The following is a 21534-nucleotide window of genomic DNA, read 5'->3' on the forward strand; positions in this document are numbered from 1 at the left end:
CATGGGTGAATTCGACCTGATCACACGCTACTTCCAGCGCCCCGCCAAGCGTTCCCCGCTCGGCGTGGGCGACGACTGCGCATTGCTCGCGCCCGCGCCCGGCATGCAGCTTGCCGTGTCCTGCGACATGCTGGTCGAGGGCCGGCACTTTCTCTCGACCGTCGATCCCGCGCGGCTCGGCCACAAGGCGCTGGCGGTGAACCTCAGCGACCTGGCGGCCTGCGGCGCGAAGCCGCTGGCCTTCACGCTCGCGCTCGCGCTGCCCGGTGTCGACGAGCCCTGGCTCGAAGCTTTTTCGCGCGGCCTGTTCGCACTGGCCGACGAACACGGCTGCGAACTGGTGGGGGGCGACACCACGCGCGGCCCGCTCAACATCTGCATCACCGTGTTCGGCGAAGTGCCGGCCGGTGCGGCGCTGCTGCGCTCGGGCGCGCACGCCGGCGACGACATCTGGGTCAGCGGCACGCTCGGCGATGCGCGGCTCGCGCTCGAGGCATTCCGCGGCACGATCGCACTGCCTGCCGACGTGTTCGCGCAGGCGCGCACGCGCATGGAGCAGCCCACGCCGCGCGTGGCGCTGGGCCAGGCGCTGCGGGGCACGGCTTCCGCGGCGGTGGACGTGAGCGATGGCCTCGTGGGCGACCTGGGCCACATCCTCGCGTCGAGCAAGGTGGGCGCCACGCTCGATGCCGATGCGGCCACGGGCGTGATCGCCGCGGCCGCGTCCTGCGGCCTCGGCACCGAGATGCTGCGCACCTGCGCGCTTTCGGGCGGCGACGACTACGAACTGGTCTTCACCGCACCGCCCGCGGCGCGCGCCGCGGTCGAACAAGCCGGCAGGGAAAGCGCCACACGCGTGACGCGCATCGGCCGCATCGATACCGAAGCCGGCCTGCGCATCGTGGACGCCAGCGGCGCGCCGGTATCGCAGCGCTTCGGCTCCTTCGACCACTTCGTCTGATCAGGACCCTCGGACCATCGCCTGCATCTTGGCCTGCGCGGCGTTGATGTCCTTCGAGTGAGCATTGAGCTCCTGCAGCATCTTGTTGAGCTGCGCCTGCACGGCCGGATCGCTCACGCTGACCGACGATCCCGAGACCTGGATCTTCGACTTGTTCTGCTCGAGGTAGTCGCCCACCGCGAGCGCGCCGTCGAACACCTTGTCGAGGGCCGGGAACACTTCCTTGAAAGTGGCGGCCGGCGCCGAGACGGTCTTCTCGTAGGCCTTGTCGTAGACCCGCTTCAGGTCGTCGGGCTGCTTGAGCTTCGCGTGCGCGGCATCGGCCTTGGCCAGCTCCTGGTCGAGCGCGGTGCGCAGGCCGCCCAGGCCGTCCTTGGCGGCCTTGAGGTCGTCGCGGCGCGACCCCAGGTCGGCAATCGAGCGCAGCGCCCCCTTGGCCATGACCTGGCCCATCGGCTGGCTGACCGACTTGTTCATGCCCTCGTTGAAATCGGCAATCACCGCATAGTGCTGCGCATAGTCGCCGAAGGAGGCCTTCTCGTCGGCATTGGGCGTGGGCACGCGCAGGCCGGGCTTGTCGAGCACGCGGGCCTGCAGGAAGCCGATGAAGGCGGTGCGCTGCTCGGCTTCCTTGTTGCCGCAGGCGGCGAGCAGGAAGCTGAACGCAAGGCACAGCCACAACGCGTTGAAACGGACCACGGTTCTGTTCATGATGGATGGGCTCTCGCGCTTGGATGGGCCGCCAAGCATACGATGCCCAATGCCGCGGGCGAATACGCCGGACGGCATGCAGGAAGGCCTAGAGCGATTGCCTGAGCACGCCGACCGAGCTGCGCGCGGCAACGAAGCGGACGACCAGCCACGCCGCCAGCACGGGCGCGAACGCGAAGCTCGCGAACAGCCAGGCCGCGGCGGAGCGCGCACCCGCCGCGCCGCCGGGCTCGCTGAGGCCGGCCGCATTGGCCACCAGCCCGGCCACCGCCGCACCCACGGCCATGCCGTAGAGCTGTACGGTCGTGATCGAGGCCGAGGCCAGGCCTTCCTGCCCGGCCGGCGCGAGCGACATCACGCGCGTGACCAGGTGCGGCCATCCGATGCCCACGCCCAGCCCCACGGCTGCCAGTGCAATGGCGGCCAGCAGCATCTCGAGCCCCGGCGCGAAGCGCCCGGGCGCCGGCAGCAACAGCGCGAGCGCGGCAAGCCCCAGCGTGCAGGCCACCGGCCCGGCGCGCAGCATGCGGTCGGCGCCCGCGGCGCTTCGCCCGGACGACAGCAGCGAGCCCGCGCTCCAGCCGCCGGCCATCGCGGCCGTGAGGTAGCCGGCCGAGAGCGGCGAATGGCCATGCAGCAGCTGCAGGAAGTACGGCACGAAGATCTCGGTGGTGGTGCCAATCAGGAGCAGCACCACGCTCGCGTAGATGGCGCCCATCGGCGTGCGCAGCGCATAGGCACCGGTGGGCAGCAGCCGCACCGCGGCACGCCGGTCGATCCGCGTGGCGGCCACGCCGAGCGCCAGGCCCAGCACCACCCCGGCGGCCTGCCAGGCCATTGCCGACAGGAACTCGCTGGCCGCGATCACCAGCACCGAGGCCGCCAGCAAGCCGATCTGCAGCGCCGGGATCCGCGGCATGGCCGACGGCCGTTCGTGCCGCACGCCGGCCGCGGGCCGCAATTGCACCGCGACCAGCAGCGCCTGCACGGCGGCCAGCGGCAGCAGCGACCAGAAGGCCCAGCGCCAGTGCCCCGCCTGCGCGAACAGGCCACCCACCGCGGGCCCGCAAAGCGTGGCCACGCCCCACATGCCCGACACCAGCGCCACCGCGCGTGGCCACAGCCGCGGCGCGAACACCAGCTGGATCAGCGCATAGCTCAGGGCCGCGAGCAAGCCGCCGCCCAGCCCCTGCACCGTGCGGCCCGCGAGCAGCCAGGGCATGGCCGGTGCGAGCGCGCAAGCCATCGAGCCCGCGCCGAAGACCACGAGCGCCGCCAGGCAGGCGCCGCGCGGGCCCAGCCGCGCCAGCAGCCGCACCGACAGCGTGGCCCCGAGGATCGACCCCACCACGAACAGGGTGGTGCTCCAGGCATACCAGTCGAGCCCGCCGATCTCGTTCACCACCGAGGGCAGCACGGTCGTCACGATGTGCACGTTGACCGCATGCAGCGCGACGCCGCCCGTGAGCGCCAGCGCGCGCCAGCCGTTGCGGCCGCTGAACAGTTCGCTCCAGGTGGCGGAAGGCGGCGGATGCAACTGCGAGGAAGAAGGATCGGCGACGGCGCAAGAGCTGGAAGAGGCAGAGGGCATGTGATGCGGTCCTTGGCGGACGACAGGTGGCAAGGCCTGCATACTAGGCCGGCCCTGCGAATTAAACAAGCTATTGCTTTGATAAATAGAGGGGCTTGGACCGCCGCGCGAATGCGCGACACTCTGGCCTGATGCAAGCTGCTTCTTCCTCCGCAGGCCCCATGCCGCAAGCCACGCCCCGCCGCCCTTCGATCGCTTTCCTGTTGTCCCACCCGGCGCACTTCATCGCCATGGGCTTCGGCTCCGGCCTGCCGCGCGTGGCGCCCGGCACCGTCGGCACGCTCTGGGCCTGGGCCGCCTTTGCCGTGATGCAGCTGTGGTTCACGCCCGCCACCATCGGCTGGATCATCCTGGCCGCGCTGCCGATCGGCTGGTGGGCCTGCAGCATCACCGCGCGCGACATGGGCGTGGCCGACCCGGGCAGCATCGTGTGGGACGAGGTGATCGCGTTCTGGATCGTGCTGTGGCTCGTCACGCCCGCCGGCCTGTTCGCGCAGGCCATCGCGTTCGGCCTGTTCCGCTTCTTCGATGCCGCCAAGCCGGGGCCGGTGGCCTGGGCCGATGCGCTGTTCAAGCAGCGCGACGCCGCCCGGGTGCGCTGGTGGCGCGCGGGCTTCGGCATCATCCTCGACGACCTGGTGGCGGCGTTCTGTACGCTCCTGGTCATCGCGCTCTGGCGCGCATGGTGAATTCAATGGAACCCTCGATTGCGACGGACTCTCTTGCCGACCAGGACACGCCTGCGCTCGTCGCGGTCCTGGCCGAACTGCTGCTGGAAAAGGGCTGGATGCTGGCCACCGCCGAAAGCTGCACCGGCGGGCTCATTGCCGGCGCATGCACCGAGCTCGCGGGCTCCAGTGCCTGGTTCGAGCGCGGCTTCGTCACGTACTCGAATGCGGCCAAGACCGAGCTGCTGGGCGTCGATGCCGCGCTGATCGAAGCCCACGGCGCGGTCAGCGAGCCCGTGGCGCGCGCCATGGCCGAAGGCGCCATCGCGCATTCGGCAGCACGCGCCGCGGTGGCCGTGACCGGCGTGGCCGGCCCCACCGGCGGCAGCCCCGAAAAGCCGGTGGGCACCGTGTGGTTCGGCTGGTCGGTCGACGGGCAGGTGCGCACCGAGCGCCGCCGCTTCGACGGCGACCGCGCCGCGGTGCGCGCGGCCACGGTGCACTACGCCCTGCAGGCACTGGTGGGCCTGCTCGGCCCGCACGCCGGCACAACAACAAAGGCCCCATGACATGACGACAACAGCAGCCGCAACCGCCAATGCCCAGACCATCGAGCGCTTCTACGAGGCCTTCTCCAGGCTCGACGCCCGCGCCATGGCCGCCTGCTACGCCAGCGATGCGGCCTTCGACGACGAGGCCTTCTCGCTGCGCGGCCGGCAACAGGTGGGCGGCATGTGGCGCATGCTCTGCGACGCCACGCGGGCCAAGGGCGCCGACGTCTGGCGGCTGACTTGGCGCGACGTGCAGGCCGACGACACCAGCGGCCAGGCCCACTGGGACGCGCACTACCGCTTCAGCGCCACCGGCCGGCTGGTCGACAACAGCGTCGACGCGCGCTTCGGCTTCACGCCCGACGGGCTGATTGCCACGCACCGCGACAGCTTTGCCTTCTGGACCTGGTCGCGCCAGGCGCTGGGCGCGCCGGGCCTGCTGCTCGGCTGGACGCCGATGCTGCGCAACAAGGTCCGCGCCACCGCGGCCGCCAATCTCGCCACTTATCTCGCACGCCAACCATGAGCAACAGCAACCTAGTCATCACCAACAACGAAGCCCAGCACCGCTACGAAGCGGCGCTCGAGGGCCAGCTCGCGGCCTACGCCGAATACAACCTGCTGACCGACGCCATCATGTTCACCCACACCGAGGTGCTGCCCGAGCACGAGGGCAAGGGCGTGGGCTCGGGCATTGCACGGCATGTGCTCGACGAAGCGCGCGCCAGGGGGCTGCACGTGATTCCGGTGTGCCAGTTCATCGCGGGCTACATCCGCAAGCACCGCGAATACGCAGAGCTCGTGCGGCCCGACATCCAGCGCGCCTTCAAGATCTGAGGGCTTGCGCCTTCGGTGCGGGCAGCCACGCGAAGGCCGCGATGCCGAGCAGCAGCAGCGCGGCAATGGTGGCCAGCACGGCCGTGAGCGGGTCGCCGCCATGCGCCGCGGCCACCGAGGCCGCCACGCCGGTGCCCCATTGCATGAGCGCGACGCCGAGGAACATCGCCATCGTGAAGACCGCCATCGCGCGGCCCGTGAGCGTCACCGGGTAGGCCACGCGCACGTCGGCGTACTGCCAGACGATGAAGCCCGAGAGCACGCCGATCAGCACCATGCCGCCGATGTCCAGCCAGGCCGAGTGCGTGAAGGCGATGAGCGCGAACAGCGCTGCATAGCCGAGCGCGCACACCACGATCCAGCGGCGGCGCGCGGCGCCGTCGCGATCGAAGCGGCCGAACAGCGGCGCACCGAACAGCGAGATCACCGACACCGCGATGGCGACGTTGCCGCTCTGCACCAGCGAATAGCCGTGGCGCTCCATCATGAGCGGCCCGAGCCAGAGCCCGCGCAGCGAGATGAAGGCGGCGTAGGTCACGGCCCCGAGCACGACGATGCCGAGCGTGTGCGGCATCGCGAGCAGCGCGCCGAACTGGCGGATGGCCTCGGGAATGGACTCGTTCACCTGCGGCACGGCCGACGCAGGCTCGCGCACCCAGCGCCAGATCGCGAGCCACGCCAGCGCCGAGGCCACGGCGAGCACCAGGAAGCCCGCACGCCACGAATACGCCTGCACCAGCCACGCGAGCGGCGTGCCGGTGGCCAGCATGCCCAGGCCGCCGATGGCCAGCACCAGGCCCGAGACGGTGGCGAAGCGCGCGGCCGGAAAGTGCCGCGCAATGAACACGGTGCACACCAGGAAGGCCGGCGCGCAGCCGACGCCGATCAGCGCCTGCCCCGCCACCAGCACCGCGTAGCTCGGCGCGAACGCCGACAGCAGCGCGCCCGCGATGGCGACCGGAAAGGCCACCAGCACCGTGCGCCGCACGCCATGCAGGTCGATGCCGATGCCCATGAAGAGCTGCATCGCGCCAAAGGCGAAATGAAAGGCGCCCGAGAAAATGCCCAGCGCTTGGGCCGACAGCCTGAAGTCGGCCTGCAGCGGGCTCGCCATGATGGCGCCCACGGTACGGAAGGCCTGGCTCAGCGCCACCCCGGCGCACAGCGCCAGCACCATGACCCACGCCGCGCGTGGCGTCAGCCGTGCGCTGGCAGGGGCGCTGTCAGGCACCGTGGCACTTCTTGTATTTCTTGCCGCTGCCGCAGGGGCAGGGATCGTTGCGGCCGGGCGTGGCTTCCTTGCGCACGGTCTCGACCTTCGGGCCCAGGCTCTTCCAGAGCTGGCGCAGGTCGTACACGGCCCAGATGGCGGCGCCGAAATCGTCCAGCCGCTGCTGGCTCACGCTCGGCGGGCCGTCGTCGCTGAACATCGAGAGCGTGGGCTTGGCCTTGTCGTCCTCGGTCAGCGCGACGATGTTGTCGAGCGCGTCGTCGAGCATCTGGGCGGCTTCCTTGTCGCGCGGCGCGGCCCAGTCCTCCGGCCAGTTCTCGACCGCGTACATGAAGCCCAGCGCCCAGACCTGCGCGAACGAGGGAATCTCCTCACCCGCCACCTCGGCGCGCTCTTCCTCGGGCAGCGAGGCGATGGCGCCGCGGGTGTCGAGCACCTCGGGCTGCCAGCTGCGCTCGTCGTCGAGCGACTGCACGTCGGCATCCAGGCCCTCTTCGATCTCGAGCCAGCGGCGCTTCCAGTTCCAGACGAACTCCATGTGCTGGGCCGGCACGAAGCCCTCGCCCAGCAGCACGGGCCAGTATTCGGCGGGCTCGATGGGACGGCGGGTGCAGATCAGCGCGGCCATGAAGCCTTCGCAGAACTCCCACTGGGGGATTTCCTCATCGTGCTCGCGCATGGCGTCGAGCGCCTGGTCGAGGGCGTCGAAATCGTCGGGGCCGAGGGGGGCGGAAGCGGCCGCTTCGGCCTGGGGGGTGTCGTGGTTGTTGGTCATGGCAAGTTCGGGGCAGCCCTCTATGATGCAGCAGGCTCCGGTCGACACTATTTCTATGCCCACGATTATTCCGTTTCCGACGCGCTACAGCGCCTTCGCCCTGTGCGTGGTCGGTCTGGCGGCCTGCATCGCCCTGGTGCTGGTGTCGCCGCACCTGTGGCTGGCCTGGGTGGGTGTGGCCGTCTTCGCGGTGCTTTCGGGCACCGGCGTGCACGACCTGCGGCAGGCGCGCCACGCCATCCTGCGCAACTACCCCGTCATCGGCCACCTGCGCTTCCTGCTCGAATTCATCCGGCCGGAAATGCGGCAGTACTTCATCGAGAGCGATTCCGAAGCCGCCCCGTTCTCGCGCGCGCAGCGCTCGCTGGTGTACCAGCGCGCCAAGGGCGAGCCCGACAACCGGCCCTTCGGCACGCAGCTCGACGTGACCATCGCGGGCTACGAGTGGATCAACCACTCGATGCAACCCACCCGGCTGGAGAATCACGATTTCCGCATCGTGATCGGCGGCACGCCGCATACCGCCGACGCAAACCCGCCGCCATCGGGCGCGGCCGGGGCGTCGTCCCACCATCCCTGCACGCAGCCGTACAGCGCGAGCGTGTTCAACATCTCGGCCATGAGCTTCGGCGCGCTGTCGGCCAACGCGATCCTCGCGCTCAACCAGGGCGCGAGGCTGGGCGGCTTTGCGCACGACACTGGCGAAGGCTCCATTTCGCAGCACCACCGCGTGCATGGCGGCGACCTGATCTGGGAAATCGGCTCGGGCTACTTCGGCTGCCGCAACGAGGACGGCACGTTCAACGCCGAGCGCTTCAGCGCCAACGCGCGCGACCCGCAGGTCAAGATGATCGAGATCAAGCTGAGCCAGGGCGCCAAGCCCGGGCACGGCGGCGTGCTGCCCGCGCCCAAGGTCACGCCCGAGATCGCGGCCGCGCGCGGCGTGCCGATCGGCATCGACTGCGTTTCGCCGTCGTCGCACAGCGCGTTCACCACGCCCATCGAGATGATGCATTTCATCGCCCGGCTGCGCGAGCTTTCGGGCGGCAAGCCGACCGGCTTCAAGTTCTGCCTCGGCCATCCGTGGGAATGGTTCGCGATCGTCAAGGCCATGCAGGCGACAGGCATCACGCCCGACTTCATCGTGGTCGACGGCGCCGAGGGCGGCACGGGCGCGGCGCCGGTCGAGTTCAGCGACCACGTGGGCGCGCCGCTGCAGGAAGGCCTGCTGCTGGTGCACAACACGCTCGTCGGCGTGAACCTGCGCCACCGCATCAAGCTGGGCTGCGCGGGCAAGGTGATCACGGCCTTCGACGTGGCGCGCATGATGGCGCTCGGCGCCGACTGGTGCAACGCGGCGCGCGGCTTCATGATGGCCCTGGGCTGCATCCAGGCGCAAAGCTGCCACACCGGCCACTGCCCGACCGGCGTGACCACGCAGGACCCGGTGCGGCAGCAGGCGCTGGTGGTGCCGACCAAGGCCGAACGCGTGCGCAACTTCCACCGCAGCACGCTGCATGCGCTGCAGGAGCTGGTGCAGGCCGCCGGCCTCGACCATCCGCAGCAGATCACCGCGCACCACATCGTGCGGCGCATTTCCGACACCGAGGTGCGCCTGCTGAGCAACCTGGTGATGCAGGTGCAGCCGGGCGCGCTGCTCGGCCCGCTGGACAAGCAGCACAACGTGTTCCGCACCTACTGGCCGCTGGCCAGCGCCGAGAGTTTCCAGCCCCTGACGCAAGGGCCGCACGGCCTGGTGTCGAACCTTCCGCTGGCCGCATGAACCCCTTGCGACGCGGGGCTTCGGCGCGGCTGCACAGCGCCAAGGGCGCGGCCTCCGCGCCCGCGCCGCTGGACGCGCAGCCCTTCGTGCCGGCACCCGGCGACTACGCCGAATTCCTGCGCCTCATGCTGCCCAGGCAGCAGAAGAACGTGGCCAGCCACCGCCTGGGCAGCGAGCGCGTGTGGCTCAAGAAGGCCGGCCCGCGCCACGGCAAGTGGGGCTACCGCGTGATGGCGGCGGTCGCGCGCATGGCCCGGCTGGACATCATCAAGCCGGTGCCCAACCCGGGCGGCGAGGCCGCCATCGCCACCGAGGCGCGGCGCCTGCGGCAGCTCGCGGCCGCGGGCCTGCGCGTGCCGGCGGTGCTGGCGCAGCAGCCCGACGGCCTGCTGATCTCGGACCTCGGCGAAAGCGGCCGCAACACCATCGTGCTGCAGGAGCGGCTCGACCAGGCCGCCGCGGCCGGCCCGGCCGCGCTGCTCGCGGTCTGGCGCGAAGGACTGGCCGCGATCGCCAGGGTGCATGTGCGCGGCCAGCACCTGAGCCAGGCCTTCGACCGCAACCTGGTGCAGTGCCCCGACGGCGTGATCGGCTACATCGACTTCGAGGACGACCCGTCCGAGGTCATGACCCTGGCCGAGTGCCAGGCGCGCGACTGGCTCAGCTACCTGCACTCCACGGCCATGATGCTGGAGGCCGCCGCACCCGAAGCCGCCGGCCAGCACTGGCACGCGGCGCTGGCCGAGGTGGACGCACAAGTGCGCGAGCGCATCGCCGAGGCGGCGCGACGCATGAAATGGGCGCAGAAGCTGCCTGCGAGCCGGCGATGGGGGCGGGATACGCAGCGGGTGCGGGCGGTGGCACGGCTGCTGGGGCGCTGGCACCTGGCGCCGGCCGCTGCGCTCCGGAACTAGCAGCGCTCTTTTACGAGCGCTGTTGGCGGCCGAGTTCCTTGTGCCGCCATTTCCGGAATGCGCGGTCGCCAAGCGAGCCGCCCACAACAGCAAAAATCGCTTGCACAACAAGAGCGACAACAAAAGCTTCGGATACATCGTCGAAGCTCTGGACCTTGTTCATTTCGTACCACTGCCCAACGGGAACGAGCACGACCTTCGCAACAAGAAAACTGAACGCAAGTGCCCCGGCCAAAATGCAGAGCAGTCGAATGAGCATCTTCACGGGACTCGGCCAACCGATAGTCGCCACATGAGCTACGGGCGATCAGGCTGCTTCTGCCGCCACTTGCGAAATGCCCAGTCGCCGAGCCAGCCGCCCACTATCAATGCGAGGAATTGAACGGCGAGCGCGACCATGTACGCCTGGCCCAGGTCCCCATCGTTCCTTGCAAAGTTGAGCTCATACCAATGGCCCACAGGGCCGATGAGCTTGTAGAAAACAAAGCCGAGCGCAATTGCTCCGGCCAGAATACAAAGCAGCCGAATGGGGGTTTTCATTGGACCGACCAAGACCATATGGCGCGTTGTCAATGATGACCGTGCTTCTGTCGCCATTTGCGAAATACCCAGTCGCCTAGCCAGCCCCCCAAGACGGCGCAAATTGCCTGCACCGCAAGGGCGATTACAAAAGCTTGAGTTAGATCGCTCTCGCTTTGGGCCTTGTTCATTTCGTACCACTGGCCAATGGGAACGAGCACTCCCTTTGCCACAACAAAACTCAGCGCCAGCCCCCCTAGCACGATGCAGATGAGGCGAAGTAGGATTTTCATAAAACCTGCCAAAACCATATGGCTCGTGCCAGACGCATGTCAGTGATGACCCCCTCCCAGGAGAGATGCCACTGAACACGGAAATATGACATGAGTTCCGTCATGCGCGATCCATTCCAGAGATCGATGTGGTCGCCTTGCCGCCCCTCGCCCCAGTAGTTCTGGATGAACACGATCCCCGTGCGGTTGGCGATTTTCTCGAAGCCTTCTTTTCCCGTGTATTTTTCGGTCCGGGACATCAGCCCGGCCTTGCCGGAATCCAGCCAGTTCGCCAATTCTTGCGCCCTGATTGGGTACTTCGGCTTGTCCTTCTGCCAGGAGAAGACACCGGGGAAGCTCTCAAAGCTCAGGCTGGATCGCATGAATGCTGCGCCCACATTGATGGCGCATTGGTCCTTGTAAACGTCCTTGTCCAGCAAGGCGCCGTCGCCCTTGATGTTGGGATGATTCGCCCAGAGCGTCGCGAATGATGGTTGCATGATTTCCAGTCGAAGCAAGAGCTGAAGGGTGGCGCAGGGACCGCACAAGGCAAGGAACTGCCATACCCGTTCGCCGCAACCATCCTCGCCTTGCCGGAAAGCTAACACCACCCCTGGCAGGTGTCGATGAGAAGGAAGTAGTCAAGCCGCCGGATTTCGCGCTTCTCGGCGCGCAGCGGCAACTGGCCGAGACTGTGGATGCAGTCAGGCCCCGAGCGCCGCCTGCACCACCACGCCGCGCAAGGCCAGCCGCTTCTTCATCGACAGCACCGCGCGGTCCTTGCTGAGCAGCAGCGCGCGGTGCGCCACCGCAAGATCGATGAAGACCTGGTCGTCGGGGTCGCTGCAGACGCAGGGCGCGCGCGATGGAACGCCTTCGACCATGCGCACCCGCGCATCGAAGTCCGCCAGCACGGCGGGCACTTGCAGGCCGCGCTGCGCCATGCGGCGGGCGATCAGCGGATAGCCGAGCACGCGCTCGAGTTCGGCGCGCATCGCGGCCGTTGCGAGCCAGCGCAGTTCGCCCGCGGCCAGCAGGGCGATCAGCGGCACCCAGGCGGGGTCTTCGAAGACCAGCAGGTCGAGCGCGATGTTGGTGTCGATGACGACGAGGCCGGGTTCCGGAACGGTCATGGTGGCGTGCACCCGCAGGCGCGCGAAGCTACTTCCTGGCCGAACCCGCGACCATGTCGAAGCGGAACAGCCGGCACTCGATGGGCCCGTTCCACATCGGCACGCGGCGCGATTCCTTGAGCCGCATCTGCCTGGGCAGCTTCAGGTCGGGCGTGAGCACCCAGGCGGTCCAGCCGGCATAGTTCTTCTTCCAGTGGGTGGCGAGCTGCGGAAAGAACTCGCCGCCGTCGCCGCTTTCACCCCCAGCGTCGCCCGAAGTCTGCGCGGCTTCGCGGGCGCCGAAGCGCGCCACGCCACCGACCTCTATGCGCTCGCCGTACGGCGGGTTGAGCATGATCACTCCACCCTCGGCTGGCGGCATGCGCTGCAGTGCGTCCCCGCCGCGGAACTCGATGGCATCGGCCACACCGGCGCGCTCCGCGTTGCGCTCGGCAAAGTCGACCATGCGGTGCGAGACGTCGGAGCCGAAGATGGCCACATCGCGCGGCACTGCCGACGACTGGGCCTCTTTCCTGATGGCCTCCCACACATGCGCCTGGAACGGCAGCAGCTTCTCGAAGCCGAAGCGCCTGAGCGACCCGGCCGCAATGCCGCGCGCGATCTGCGCCGCCTCGATGGCGATGGTGCCGCTGCCGCAGCAGGGGTCGTACAGCGGCTCGGCGGCCACGGCGCCGGTTTCGGGGTTCCACCAGCCGCTGGCGGCCAGCATGGCGGCGGCCAGGGTTTCCTTCAGCGGCGCGTCGCCCTTGTCCTGGCGCCAGCCGCGCTTGAAGAGCGGCTCGCCGGAGGTGTCGATGTAGAGCGTGCAGTGCTCGGTGGTCAGGTGGGCGAACACGCGGCAGTCGGGCCACTGGGTCTCGATGCTCGGGCGCACGCCGCCCGCCTTGGCGCGGAAGCGGTCGGCAATGGCGTCCTTGATGCGCAGGGTGGCGAAGTTCAGGCTCTGCAGCGGGCTGTGCTGCGCCGTGGTCTCGATCTTGAAGGTCTGCCTGGGCGTGAACCAGATCTCCCAGGCCACGCCGCTCGCGATGGCGTAGAGGTCGTTCTCGCTGCGGTAGGGCGCGTGGGCCAGTTCGACCAGCACGCGCTGCGCGAGCCGGCTGTGCAGATTGAGCTTGAGCGCGTCGCGCCATTCGGCGCGCACCCGCACGCCGCCGCGCAGCGTGAGCAGGTCCTGGCCGACGCGGCCGGTGAGCGCGTGGACTTCCTGCGCCAGGAGTTCCTCGACGCCGGCGGCGCAAGGCAGAAAAAGGGAAAGATCGTTCACAAGGGGTTCGCCATCATCATCATTGGCCGGCTGGGGGATGCCATTGTCGCCGCGCCGGGCCGCTTCTCCACACAGTGGATCGGACGAGCAATTCCAGCACCGCGTCCATGGTTGCTCCGGCCGATCGGGCCGCGGCGCCTTCGCAGCTTCCGATATATGCTCCGCGCACAGGCCGCCGGTCCTGCTTCCGATGTCCATCGACACACCCTCCCATCCCGCCGCCACGGCCGATGCGCCCGCCGATGCGCCCGCCGATCCGCGCGCCCTGCGCGAACTGCGCTATGGCCCGGTCGCGATCGCGCTCCACTGGCTGCTCGCGGCCTTGATCATCGGTTCGCTCGGCATCGGCCTCTACATGACCGGCCTGCCGCTCTCGCCGGGGCGCATCAAGCTCTACAACTGGCACAAATGGACCGGGGTGACGATCCTGCTGCTGTCGGCCGTGCGCCTGCTGTGGCGGCTGCACCGTCCGCCGCCGCCGCTGCCGGCCGATGCGGCGGCCGCCATGCCGCGCTGGCAGCGCAGCGCCCATCGGGCGAGCCACGCGCTGATGTACCTGCTGTTCCTCGCGGTTCCGCTGTTCGGCTGGGCCTACAGCTCGGCGCTGGGCTTTCCGGTCGTGTGGTTCGGCGTGCTGCCGCTGCCCGACTTCGTGCCGGTCGACAAGGAATGGGCCGAGGCCGTGCTCAAGCCGCTGCACAAGGGCAGCGCCTTCGCGCTGGCCGCGGTGGCGCTGCTCCACGTCGTGGCAGTGCTCAAGCACCACTGGATCGACCGCGATGGCATCTTGAAACGCATGTGGCCCGCGCCACGCAAGGAATCCGCCGGATGAAGCGCATCTTCTGTCTTGCAGCCCTGGCATTCGCCGCCCTGGCGCCCGCGCTCGCCGAGCCCGCAGCGGCCACCCGGCTGGTCGCGGACAAGAGCCAGATCGCCTTCGTGAGCAAGCAGATGGGCGTGCCCGTGGAGGGCACGTTCAAGAAGTTCGATGCGCAGGTGGCCTTCGACCCGCGCAAGCCCGAAGGCGGCAGCGTCGCATTGCAGATCGACACGGCCAGCGCATCGCTCGGCGTTCCGATGAGCGACGCCGAACTGCCCAAGGCACCGTGGTTCGACACGGCGCATTTTCCGCGGGCCAGTTTCCAGTCGAGCGCGATCAAGGCGCTGGGCGACGGCCGCTTCGAGATGGCGGGCAAGCTCACCATCAAGAACATCTCGCGCCAGGTCACGGTGCCGGTGAGCATTGCACCGGCCAACGGCCACGCGGTGGCCAGCGGAAGCTTTACGATCCAGCGGCTCGACTACAAGGTGGGCGACGGCGAATGGACGGACACCTCGGTGGTCGGCAACGAGGTGCTGGTTCGCTTCAGGCTCACGCTCGCGGGACTCGGCCCGCTTTGAAATTCTTTACTTCTTTCTCACGCCACGCACGCCCATTGCCATGAAGAAGCTCCTCCTCGCTGCCGCGCTGTCTGCTGCGGTGGCCCTTGCCACCCCCGCCCTGGCACAGGACTACACCGCCCCGCCTGTCGCCGCCAAGCCCGCAGGCGGCCCGGTGAAGAACGCCAGCTACGTGATCGACCCCACCCACACCTTCGTGATGTACGAGATGGGGCACTACGGCACCACCACCAACCGCGGCCGCTTCAGCACCAAGGACGGCTCGGTGCAGATCGACGGCACCGGCAGCAGCGGCAAGGTCGACATCACGATGGACATCAGCTCCATCAACACCGGCGTCGACCTGCTCAACCGCCACGTGCAGAGCAAGGACTTCTTCAACGTGGCCGAATTCCCGACCGGCCGCTTCGTGGCGGACCGCATCGAGTTCAACGGCGACAAGGTGGTCGACGTGCCGGGCACGCTCACGCTGATGGGGCAGGCCAGGCCGGTCACGCTCAAGGCCGTGCGCTTCAACTGCTACCTGAACCCGCTCATCAACCGCCAGGTCTGCGGCGGCGACTTCGAGACCACGGTGCAGCGCAGCGACTGGGGCATCACCTGGGGCCTGAACTTCGGCTTCGAGAACAAGGTGAAGCTGCTGGTGCAGGTCGAAGCGGTCAACGTGCAGCAATAGAAGAAGGAGCCAACCATGAGCAGCATCACGGTTCCGTTGCTGGGCATTGCGGGCGCGATGATCGTCGGGGCCATGAGCCCCGGTCCGAGCTTCGTCATGGTGGCGCGCACCGCCGTGTCGTCGTCGCGCGGCGACGGCCTGGCCGCGGCGCTGGGCATGGGCGCGGGCGGCGTCGTGTTCGCGATTGCGGCGCTGGCCGGGCTGCAGGCGGCGTTCCTCGCGGTTCCGGCGCTGTACCTGGCGGTGAAGCTGCTCGGTGGTGCCTACCTCGTATACCTGGGCATCCGCATCTGGCGCGGTGCGCGCGAGCCGCTGGCCGCCGCGCAGGACGAACGCGCGGCCGCAGGCACGGGCGATGCACGTCGCGCGTTTCTCCTGGGCATGGGCACGCAGATCAGCAATCCGAAGACTGCCGTGGTCTACGCCAGCATCTTCGCGGCCTTCCTGCCGCGCGAGGTGCCGCTGGCACTGGCACTCGCGGTGCCGGCGGTGATCTTCTGCATCGAAACGGGCTGGTACGCGATCGTCGCTCTGGCGCTGTCGTCGGCGGCGCCGCGCTCGGCCTACCTGCGCTACAAGGCCTGGATCGACCGCGCGGCCGGCGGCGTGATGGTGCTGCTGGGCCTCAAGCTGCTGTCGGGCGTGCGCGGCAGTTGAGCCGGGCTACAGCAGGCTTTCCGGCGTCAGCGGCGCCAGCAGCTCGAGCATGGTGCGGCCCCAGAAATCCGAATCGGGCTCCTCGGCCAGCACCATGGTCCTGCCGGCCTCCTCCTCGCTGATCCACTCGATGCGCGCATTGCCGCTGTCCTTCGCAAAGCGCAGCCGGTAGGCGCCCTGCTGCTTCAGCACCTCGATGAGCTTGAGCGTCTGCTGCGCCATCTCGGGGCTGCGGATGAAAAGGCCGATCTCGGTGTTGTGCGTCTCGGAGCGCGGGTCGAAATTCATCGAGCCGACAAAAAGAACCTGCCGGTCGATCACCGCCGACTTGGCATGCAGCCGGCCCACCGAAGTGCCGAACAGGCCGAGGCGCACGCTGCGCCGCGTGCGCGTGGTGCTCAGTTCGTACAGCTCGGCGCCGAGTTCGAGCATCTCGGGCCGGTAGCGGCGGTAGGCGGTGTGGACTAGCGGCTCGTCGGTGGCGGCGAAGGAATTGGTGACGATGCTGATCTTCACATTGCGGCGGCGGATCTCGCGCATCACTTCGAGCCCCGCCTTGCCTGGAATCAGGTAGGGCGAGACCAGCGTCACCTCGGAGCGCGCGCGGCGCATCTGCTCGACCACGTTGTAGCGCACGCTGTCGACGTCGAGCAGCGGCACGCCGCCGTACGAGGCGGTCTTGCCGATCACGCGCTCGGGCGAATCGGCGTACGCCTCGGCGAGGGCCCAGATCAGGTTGAGCTTGCCGGCGTCCAGGTCTTCGGCGATCGGGCTGTAGCCGAGCAGGTCGTTGGGCGCGGGCCGGGGCGGCGGCGGCGTGGTGCCCGGGCCGGTGGCGGCTTCGAAGCGCGCCTGCAACTCGTCCGGCGGCAGCTCGCTGGCCACCACCGACTGGACCGGCCGCACGTAGGCGCTGTTCCAGTATTGGTCGAACAGCGCGCCCAGGCGCGGAATCAGCGCCCCGGCCACGAAGGTGTCGAGATCGATGAAATTCTCGCCCGCCGTGCGCCTGAAATACTGGTTGCCGATGTTGCGCCCGCCCGCCACCGCCATGGCGCCATCGGCGATGAAGAGCTTGTTGTGCATGCGCCGGTTGACGCGGCTGAAGTCGAACAGCGAAGCGGTGAAGCGCCTGAGCAGGCTGCCGCGCCCGGCCGGAAACGGGTTGAACAGGCGCAGCTCGACGTTCGGCGTGGCGGCCAGGCCGAGCAGCAGCTCGTCCTCGCCCGAGGTGTAGAGATCGTCCATCAGGAGCCGCACGCGCACGCCGCGCCGGGCCGCATCGCGCAGCGTGCGCAGCAGGTAGCGGCCGGTCTCGTCGTTCTCGATCTGGTAGTACTGCACGTCGAGCGTGCGCTGGGCGCGCCGCGCGAGCTGGATGCGCGTGTCGAAGGCGAAGTCGCCGCCCGGCATCAGGCGAAAGCCGCTCAGGTCGGGGTCGGGCTGCGAGGCCAGCGCGATCTTGCCGAGCGCGGTGTCGGCCGAGGCGGCGATGGCCTTGGTGGGGGGGCGCGGCGCCTCGTCGGGCAGGGTGGCGCAGCCGGCGAAGAGCAGCGCCGCCGCCATGGCGAAGACCCATTGCCCACAGCGCGACAGCAGGCGGCGGGCCATCGGCGGCTTTCTACAGGGCCTTGCGCAGGTTGGCCGGCGCGATGCGCAGGGCTTCGCGGTACTTGGCCACGGTGCGGCGCGCGCACTCGATGCCCTGCTCCTTGAGCATCTCGGAGATCTGGCTGTCGGACAGCGGCTTCTTGATGCTCTCGGAGCTCACGAACTGCTTGATCAGCGCGCGCACCGCGGTGCTCGACGCATTGCCGCCGGTCTCGGTGCCGAGCGCCGAGCCGAAGAAGTACTTGAGCTCGACCGTGCCGAAAGGCGTGGACATGTACTTGGCCGTGGTCACGCGCGAGATGGTCGATTCGTGCAGGCCGAGTTCGTCGGCAATCTCGCGCAGCACCAGCGGCCGCATCGCGAGTTCGCCGTGCACGAAGAAGCTCTTCTGCCGCTCGACGATGGCGTTGCTCACGCGCAGGATGGTGTCGAAGCGCTGCTGGATGTTCTTGATGAACCAGCGCGCCTCCTGCAGCCGCTGCGACAGCGCCTGGCTGCCCTCGCCCTTGTGCGACTTGAGCGCACCGGCATAGATGTCGTGCACGCGCAGCCGCGGCATCACCTCGGGGTTGAGCATGACGCGGAACTTGGCGTTGGTGCCGCGGCCGATCTTGGTGACGATCACGTCGGGAATGACGATGTTGCGCTCGACGTCGACAAAGCGGCGGCCCGGCTTGGGCTCCAGCCGCGAGATGACCTGCAGCGCCGAGCGCACCACCTCTTCGTTGGTGCGCGTGAGCGTGGCCAGGCGCTTGAAGTCGCGCCGCGCGAGCAGCTCCATCGGCTGCTTGCAGATGGCGATGGCGGTCTTGCGCACCAGCGCCTGTTCCTCGGTCTCGCTTTCGCTGGCAAGCGCGCGCAGCTGGATGCACAGGCATTCGCCCAGGTCGCGCGCGCCGACGCCGGCGGGCTCCAGGCTCTGCAGCAGGCCGAGCGCCACCTGGAAGTGGTGCACCAGTTCGTCGAACTGGTCGTTGTCGTCGCCCGCGAGGCCCGAGGCCAGCGCCGGCAGCGAATCCTCCAGGTAGCCGTCGTCGTTGAGCGATTCGATCAGGAAGCGCAGTGCGGCGCTGTCGTTCTCGTTGAGCCGCAGGCTCAGCGCCTGCCGGTGCAGGAAGGACTGCAGCGATTCCTGGCTGCGCGCGAGTTCGGTGGCGTCGGCGCGCTCGTCGTCGCCCAGGTTGTTCTGGCGCGCGGGGGCATCGCTGCCCCATTCGCTGTCGTCGGGCGCCATGTCGACAGTGCCGTCGCCTTCCCAGTCGGGCTCGCGCTCGGTGGCGTCGGCGGCGGGAACCTCGGACTCGGCCGTCGAGGCGGTTTCGCTGGACGTGGTGGTCGTGCTGCTGACGGGGGCCGAGACGAATTCGCCCTCGGCCGCCTCGCCGGCCTCGTCGCGCGGCACCGGCGTGTCGATGGCGTCGAGCCCGAATTCCTCGCGCGCGGCTTCTTCCGCGGTGCGTTCGAGGAACGGGTTCTCGTCCAGCATCTGCTCCACTTCCTGGCTCAGTTCGAGCGTGGACAGCTGCAGCAGCCGGATCGACTGCTGCAGTTGGGGCGTGAGCGCCAGGTGCTGCGAAACGCGAAGGGACAGCCCTTGCTTCATGGAGACCGACTCCTCCCTTACATCCGGAAGTGCTCGCCGAGGTACACCCTGCGTACTTCGGCGTTGTCGACGATCTCCGAGGGTGTGCCTTGTGCCAGCACATGCCCGTCGCTGATGATGAACGCGTGATCGCAGATGCCCAGCGTTTCACGCACGTTGTGGTCGGTGATGAGCACGCCGATGCCGCGCTCCTTCAGGAAGCTGATGATCCGCTGGATCTCGATCACCGCGATCGGGTCGATGCCGGCAAAGGGCTCGTCCAGCAGGATGAAGCGCGGCTGCGTGGCCAGCGCGCGGGCAATCTCGACCCGGCGCCGTTCGCCGCCCGAGAGCGCGAGCGCGGGCGAGTCGCGAAGATGGTCCACCCGCAGGTCGGCCAAAAGGCCGGAGAGGCGCTCTTCGATGCGCTCCCGGCTCAGCGGCGCGGGCTTGCCGCTGGCGTCGGGTTCGCGCTGGAGCTCGAGCACGGCGCGTACGTTTTCCTCGACCGTGAGCTTGCGGAAGATCGAGGCTTCCTGCGGCAGGTAGCTCAGGCCCATGCGCGCGCGCCGGTGGATCGGCATGTGGGCGATGGGTTCGCCGTCGATGGTGATCTCGCCCGCATCGGCCCGCACCAGCCCCACGATCATGTAGAACGAAGTGGTCTTGCCGGCGCCGTTGGGGCCGAGCAGCCCCACGACCTCGCCCTTTTGCACGTCGAGCGAGACATCCCGCACGACCTTGCGGCTGCCGTAGCTTTTCTGCAGGCCGCGCACCACCAGGCGGCTGCCCGGCGTGCCGTCGGCGTTCTGGGTTCCAGCGGTTTCGATCACTTGCGCCTTTCCCCTTCGCCGCCCAGCGTGGTGGTCGAGCGCAGGCCGGCGCCGGGCGCCGGCTGGGGCGCGGCCGCCGCCGGCGCGGCCCGTCCGCCGGCGGGCGCCGAGGCCCCGGGGGCCGGCGCGGTGGCGCTCTTGGGCGTGAGGATGGTCCGCACGCGCCCGCCCGCGGGTGCGTTCACGCCCGTGTTGGGCGGCACGGTGGAGCCGTTGACCGTGTAGGTATCGTTGCTCTGGTCGTAGACGATGAGCGCGCCGGTGCTCTCGTCGTTGGGCGTGGCGCCGATCAGCCGGCGCATGACGGCATTGCGGATGAACTTGACGTTGTCGGCGCGGCTGTCGTACTCGATGACTTCGGATTCGCCCTCGATCCACTCGTCGGGCGCATTGCGCTTTTGCTTGTAGTAGGCCCGCTTGCCGGGCGCCGCCGTGACCACGCCGTACTGGTAGCCCTCGGCGTCCTGGCGCACGTCGATGCGCGCGCCGCGGATGATGATCGTACCCTTGGTGACCAGCACGTTGCCCGTGAACACGCTCGTCTGCTTGAGATCGTCGTAGCGCATCGCATCGGATTCGATGTTCATCGGCTTGCTGCGGTCGGCGGTCTCGGCCAGGGCACCCGAGGCGAGGCCAGCCAGCAGCAGCGCGCCAGCGGCCAGGCGGCCGATGCGGCGAACGAAGGGGATGGTGTGAGGATAGGAGGGCAATGTCATAGAGGCACGAAACTTGCTCTGAACCATTGTATGCGGCGGATTAACCCCAGCCACCACCGCCGATGAAAAAGGCCCGCCGAGGCGGGCCGGTGTCCCCATCGGGAGACACCGCGGAACCGGCTTTGCCGGGCCGCAGGTGTCGCCCCCTGCAAGGGGTGGGCGCAGCGGACACGAAGTGCCGCGCAGCCTGGGGTCAGCCTTTTTTGGCCTCGCCGATCAGGTAGTTGGTGACCTGCAGCGCCTTGGTCATGTTGCCGGCCAGTTCGCCGTCCACGTACCAGCGGCCGGCCACGGCCAGCGCCGGAACGCCGGCCACCTTGTAGGCGTCGGTCAGCTGCGCGGCGCGCTTGGCCTTGCTGGCCACGCCGAAGGAGGTGAAGACTTCCTTGAACTTGGCGCCGTCCAGGCCGTTGGCCGAGGCCCAGGCAATGATGTTGGCATCGCCGTTCACGTTCTGGCGCTGCTTGTGGATCGCGTTGAAGACCTTCGGCTGGAATTCCTCGATCTTGCCCATGGCTTCGAGCGCGTAGTACAGGCGCTGCTTGGCCTCGACGTCGTTGCCCACGAAAGGCACGGGCACGCGGCGGAAGGCCACTTCCTTGGGGGCCGTCTTGAGCCAGGCTTCCAGCTGCGGCTCGAAGTCGTTGCAGTGCGGGCAGTTGTACGAGAAGAACTCGATCACCTCGACCTTGCCCGCCGGCGCGTCGACCGGCACGCGCTTGTCGAGCACCAGGTACTCGGTGCCGGCCTTGGGCGCGCGCGCCTGGGCGTGCACGGTGTTGCCAGCCAGCGAAAGCAGGCCCAGCGAGGTGGCGGCCAGCGAAAAGTCACGACGTTTCATTGAA

26 protein-coding genes are annotated in these 21534 nt (G+C 68.8%); 11 read left to right on the forward strand and 15 right to left on the reverse strand.

Annotated features, from left to right (window positions below; all coding sequences use genetic code 11):
- The first annotated feature begins 1 nt into the window (after position 1).
- Positions 2-961 (forward strand): thiamine-phosphate kinase, encoded by a 960-nt coding sequence (gene thiL, locus L1081_RS17750; protein ID WP_489413349.1) that lies wholly within the window; start codon positions 2-4, stop codon positions 959-961.
- Here the strand turns inward: thiL and L1081_RS17755 are convergent, their stop codons facing one another.
- Together L1081_RS17755 and L1081_RS17760 are read right to left on the reverse strand one after the other, a co-directional pair.
- Positions 962-1672, reverse strand: coding sequence for a DUF3053 family protein (locus L1081_RS17755; RefSeq protein ID WP_489413350.1), 711 nt, complete (start codon positions 1670-1672; stop codon positions 962-964).
- Positions 1673-1760: 88 nt separating this feature from the next.
- On the reverse strand, positions 1761-3263 hold the full coding sequence (locus L1081_RS17760; RefSeq protein WP_489413351.1) for an MFS transporter: 1503 nt from the start codon (positions 3261-3263) through the stop codon (positions 1761-1763).
- Between the two features lie 161 nt (positions 3264-3424).
- Between L1081_RS17760 and L1081_RS17765 the strand changes: the two genes are divergently transcribed.
- From L1081_RS17765 to L1081_RS17780, 4 genes are read left to right on the forward strand one after another with little or no spacing between them, the layout of a single operon-like run.
- Positions 3425-3952: a phosphatidylglycerophosphatase A gene (locus L1081_RS17765; protein ID WP_489413352.1), complete on the forward strand. Its 528-nt coding sequence runs from the start codon at positions 3425-3427 to the stop codon at positions 3950-3952.
- A gap of 5 nt (positions 3953-3957) precedes the next feature.
- A complete protein-coding gene (locus L1081_RS17770; RefSeq protein ID WP_489413353.1) occupies positions 3958-4500 on the forward strand; it encodes a nicotinamide-nucleotide amidohydrolase family protein in 543 nt (180 codons plus the stop codon).
- Position 4501: 1 nt separating this feature from the next.
- Positions 4502-5008, forward strand: coding sequence for a nuclear transport factor 2 family protein (locus L1081_RS17775; RefSeq protein WP_489413354.1), 507 nt, complete (start codon positions 4502-4504; stop codon positions 5006-5008).
- Positions 5005-5319, forward strand: a complete 315-nt coding sequence (locus L1081_RS17780) for a GNAT family N-acetyltransferase (protein WP_489413355.1) — start codon at positions 5005-5007, stop codon at positions 5317-5319. The genes L1081_RS17775 and L1081_RS17780 overlap by 4 nt, the downstream gene beginning before the upstream one ends.
- On the opposite strand, the gene L1081_RS17785 is transcribed toward L1081_RS17780, so the two are convergent.
- Positions 5309-6496, reverse strand: a complete 1188-nt coding sequence (locus L1081_RS17785; protein ID WP_489416811.1) for an MFS transporter — start codon at positions 6494-6496, stop codon at positions 5309-5311. The two genes, L1081_RS17780 and L1081_RS17785, sit on opposite strands and share 11 nt — an antisense overlap.
- Positions 6497-6542: 46 nt before the next feature.
- Positions 6543-7325, reverse strand: a complete 783-nt coding sequence (locus tag L1081_RS17790; RefSeq protein WP_319440542.1) for a UPF0149 family protein — start codon at positions 7323-7325, stop codon at positions 6543-6545.
- A 55-nt stretch (positions 7326-7380) separates the two neighbouring features.
- Here L1081_RS17790 and L1081_RS17795 point away from each other — a divergent pair, with 55 nt between their 5' ends.
- Positions 7381-9108: a glutamate synthase-related protein gene (locus tag L1081_RS17795; RefSeq protein ID WP_489413356.1), complete on the forward strand. Its 1728-nt coding sequence runs from the start codon at positions 7381-7383 to the stop codon at positions 9106-9108.
- Positions 9105-10022: a BUD32 family EKC/KEOPS complex subunit gene (locus L1081_RS17800; RefSeq protein ID WP_489413357.1), complete on the forward strand. Its 918-nt coding sequence runs from the start codon at positions 9105-9107 to the stop codon at positions 10020-10022. The genes L1081_RS17795 and L1081_RS17800 overlap by 4 nt, the downstream gene beginning before the upstream one ends.
- A 10-nt stretch (positions 10023-10032) precedes the next feature.
- Here L1081_RS17800 and L1081_RS17805 read toward each other — a convergent pair whose 3' ends face one another.
- The 6 genes from L1081_RS17805 to L1081_RS17830 all read right to left on the reverse strand — a co-directional run bounded on the left by L1081_RS17805 (position 10033) and on the right by L1081_RS17830 (position 13213).
- Entirely contained in the window at positions 10033-10281 is a 249-nt protein-coding gene (locus tag L1081_RS17805; RefSeq protein WP_489416812.1) for a hypothetical protein, read from the reverse strand.
- A gap of 38 nt (positions 10282-10319) precedes the next feature.
- Entirely contained in the window at positions 10320-10562 is a 243-nt protein-coding gene (locus L1081_RS17810) for a hypothetical protein (protein ID WP_489413358.1), read from the reverse strand.
- 29 nt (positions 10563-10591) lie between these two features.
- Positions 10592-10834, reverse strand: a complete 243-nt coding sequence (locus L1081_RS17815; protein WP_489413359.1) for a hypothetical protein — start codon at positions 10832-10834, stop codon at positions 10592-10594.
- Entirely contained in the window at positions 10831-11313 is a 483-nt protein-coding gene (locus L1081_RS17820) for a T6SS effector amidase Tae4 family protein (protein WP_489413360.1), read from the reverse strand. The genes L1081_RS17815 and L1081_RS17820 overlap by 4 nt, the downstream gene beginning before the upstream one ends.
- A 204-nt stretch (positions 11314-11517) precedes the next feature.
- The gene (locus tag L1081_RS17825) at positions 11518-11946 is read right to left on the reverse strand and encodes a putative toxin-antitoxin system toxin component, PIN family (protein WP_489413361.1); all 429 of its coding nucleotides are present in this window, start codon (positions 11944-11946) and stop codon (positions 11518-11520) included.
- Positions 11947-11974: 28 nt separating this feature from the next.
- Positions 11975-13213 carry a THUMP domain-containing protein gene (locus tag L1081_RS17830; RefSeq protein ID WP_489413362.1) on the reverse strand — a complete coding sequence of 413 codons (1239 nt, stop codon included), beginning with the start codon at positions 13211-13213 and terminating at the stop codon, positions 11975-11977.
- Positions 13214-13403: 190 nt separating this feature from the next.
- Here L1081_RS17830 and L1081_RS17835 point away from each other — a divergent pair, with 190 nt between their 5' ends.
- Genes L1081_RS17835 through L1081_RS17850 form a run of 4 tightly spaced genes read left to right on the forward strand, consistent with a single transcriptional unit; the run spans position 13404 to position 15947 of the window.
- Complete coding sequence (locus tag L1081_RS17835; protein ID WP_489413363.1) at positions 13404-14045, forward strand: cytochrome b/b6 domain-containing protein; 642 nt, start codon at positions 13404-13406, stop codon at positions 14043-14045.
- Complete coding sequence (locus L1081_RS17840; protein WP_489413364.1) at positions 14042-14614, forward strand: YceI family protein; 573 nt, start codon at positions 14042-14044, stop codon at positions 14612-14614. The genes L1081_RS17835 and L1081_RS17840 overlap by 4 nt, the downstream gene beginning before the upstream one ends.
- 40 nt (positions 14615-14654) lie before the next feature.
- Positions 14655-15290, forward strand: coding sequence for a YceI family protein (locus L1081_RS17845; RefSeq protein WP_489413365.1), 636 nt, complete (start codon positions 14655-14657; stop codon positions 15288-15290).
- Positions 15291-15305: 15 nt separating this feature from the next.
- Entirely contained in the window at positions 15306-15947 is a 642-nt protein-coding gene (locus L1081_RS17850; RefSeq protein WP_489413366.1) for a LysE family transporter, read from the forward strand.
- 6 nt (positions 15948-15953) lie between these two features.
- Here the strand turns inward: L1081_RS17850 and L1081_RS17855 are convergent, their stop codons facing one another.
- The 5 genes from L1081_RS17855 to L1081_RS17875 form a co-directional block, all read right to left on the reverse strand.
- Positions 15954-17558, reverse strand: a complete 1605-nt coding sequence (locus L1081_RS17855; protein ID WP_489413367.1) for a phospholipase D-like domain-containing protein — start codon at positions 17556-17558, stop codon at positions 15954-15956.
- A gap of 10 nt (positions 17559-17568) precedes the next feature.
- On the reverse strand, positions 17569-19161 hold the full coding sequence (locus tag L1081_RS17860; RefSeq protein WP_489413368.1) for an RNA polymerase factor sigma-54: 1593 nt from the start codon (positions 19159-19161) through the stop codon (positions 17569-17571).
- 17 nt (positions 19162-19178) lie between these two features.
- A complete protein-coding gene (lptB, locus tag L1081_RS17865) occupies positions 19179-19973 on the reverse strand; it encodes an LPS export ABC transporter ATP-binding protein (protein WP_489413369.1) in 795 nt (264 codons plus the stop codon).
- Positions 19970-20689 carry a lipopolysaccharide transport periplasmic protein LptA gene (gene lptA, locus L1081_RS17870; RefSeq protein ID WP_489413370.1) on the reverse strand — a complete coding sequence of 240 codons (720 nt, stop codon included), beginning with the start codon at positions 20687-20689 and terminating at the stop codon, positions 19970-19972. Before lptA ends, lptB begins: the two co-directional genes overlap by 4 nt.
- 193 nt (positions 20690-20882) lie before the next feature.
- Positions 20883-21530 (reverse strand): DsbA family protein, encoded by a 648-nt coding sequence (locus L1081_RS17875; protein ID WP_489413371.1) that lies wholly within the window; start codon positions 21528-21530, stop codon positions 20883-20885.
- Positions 21531-21534 lie beyond the last annotated feature (4 nt).

The sequence above is a fragment of the Variovorax sp. MSC1_012 genome (genome assembly GCF_023667525.1).
GTDB classification, from domain to species: Bacteria; Pseudomonadota; Gammaproteobacteria; order Burkholderiales; family Burkholderiaceae_C; genus Variovorax; species Variovorax beijingensis_B.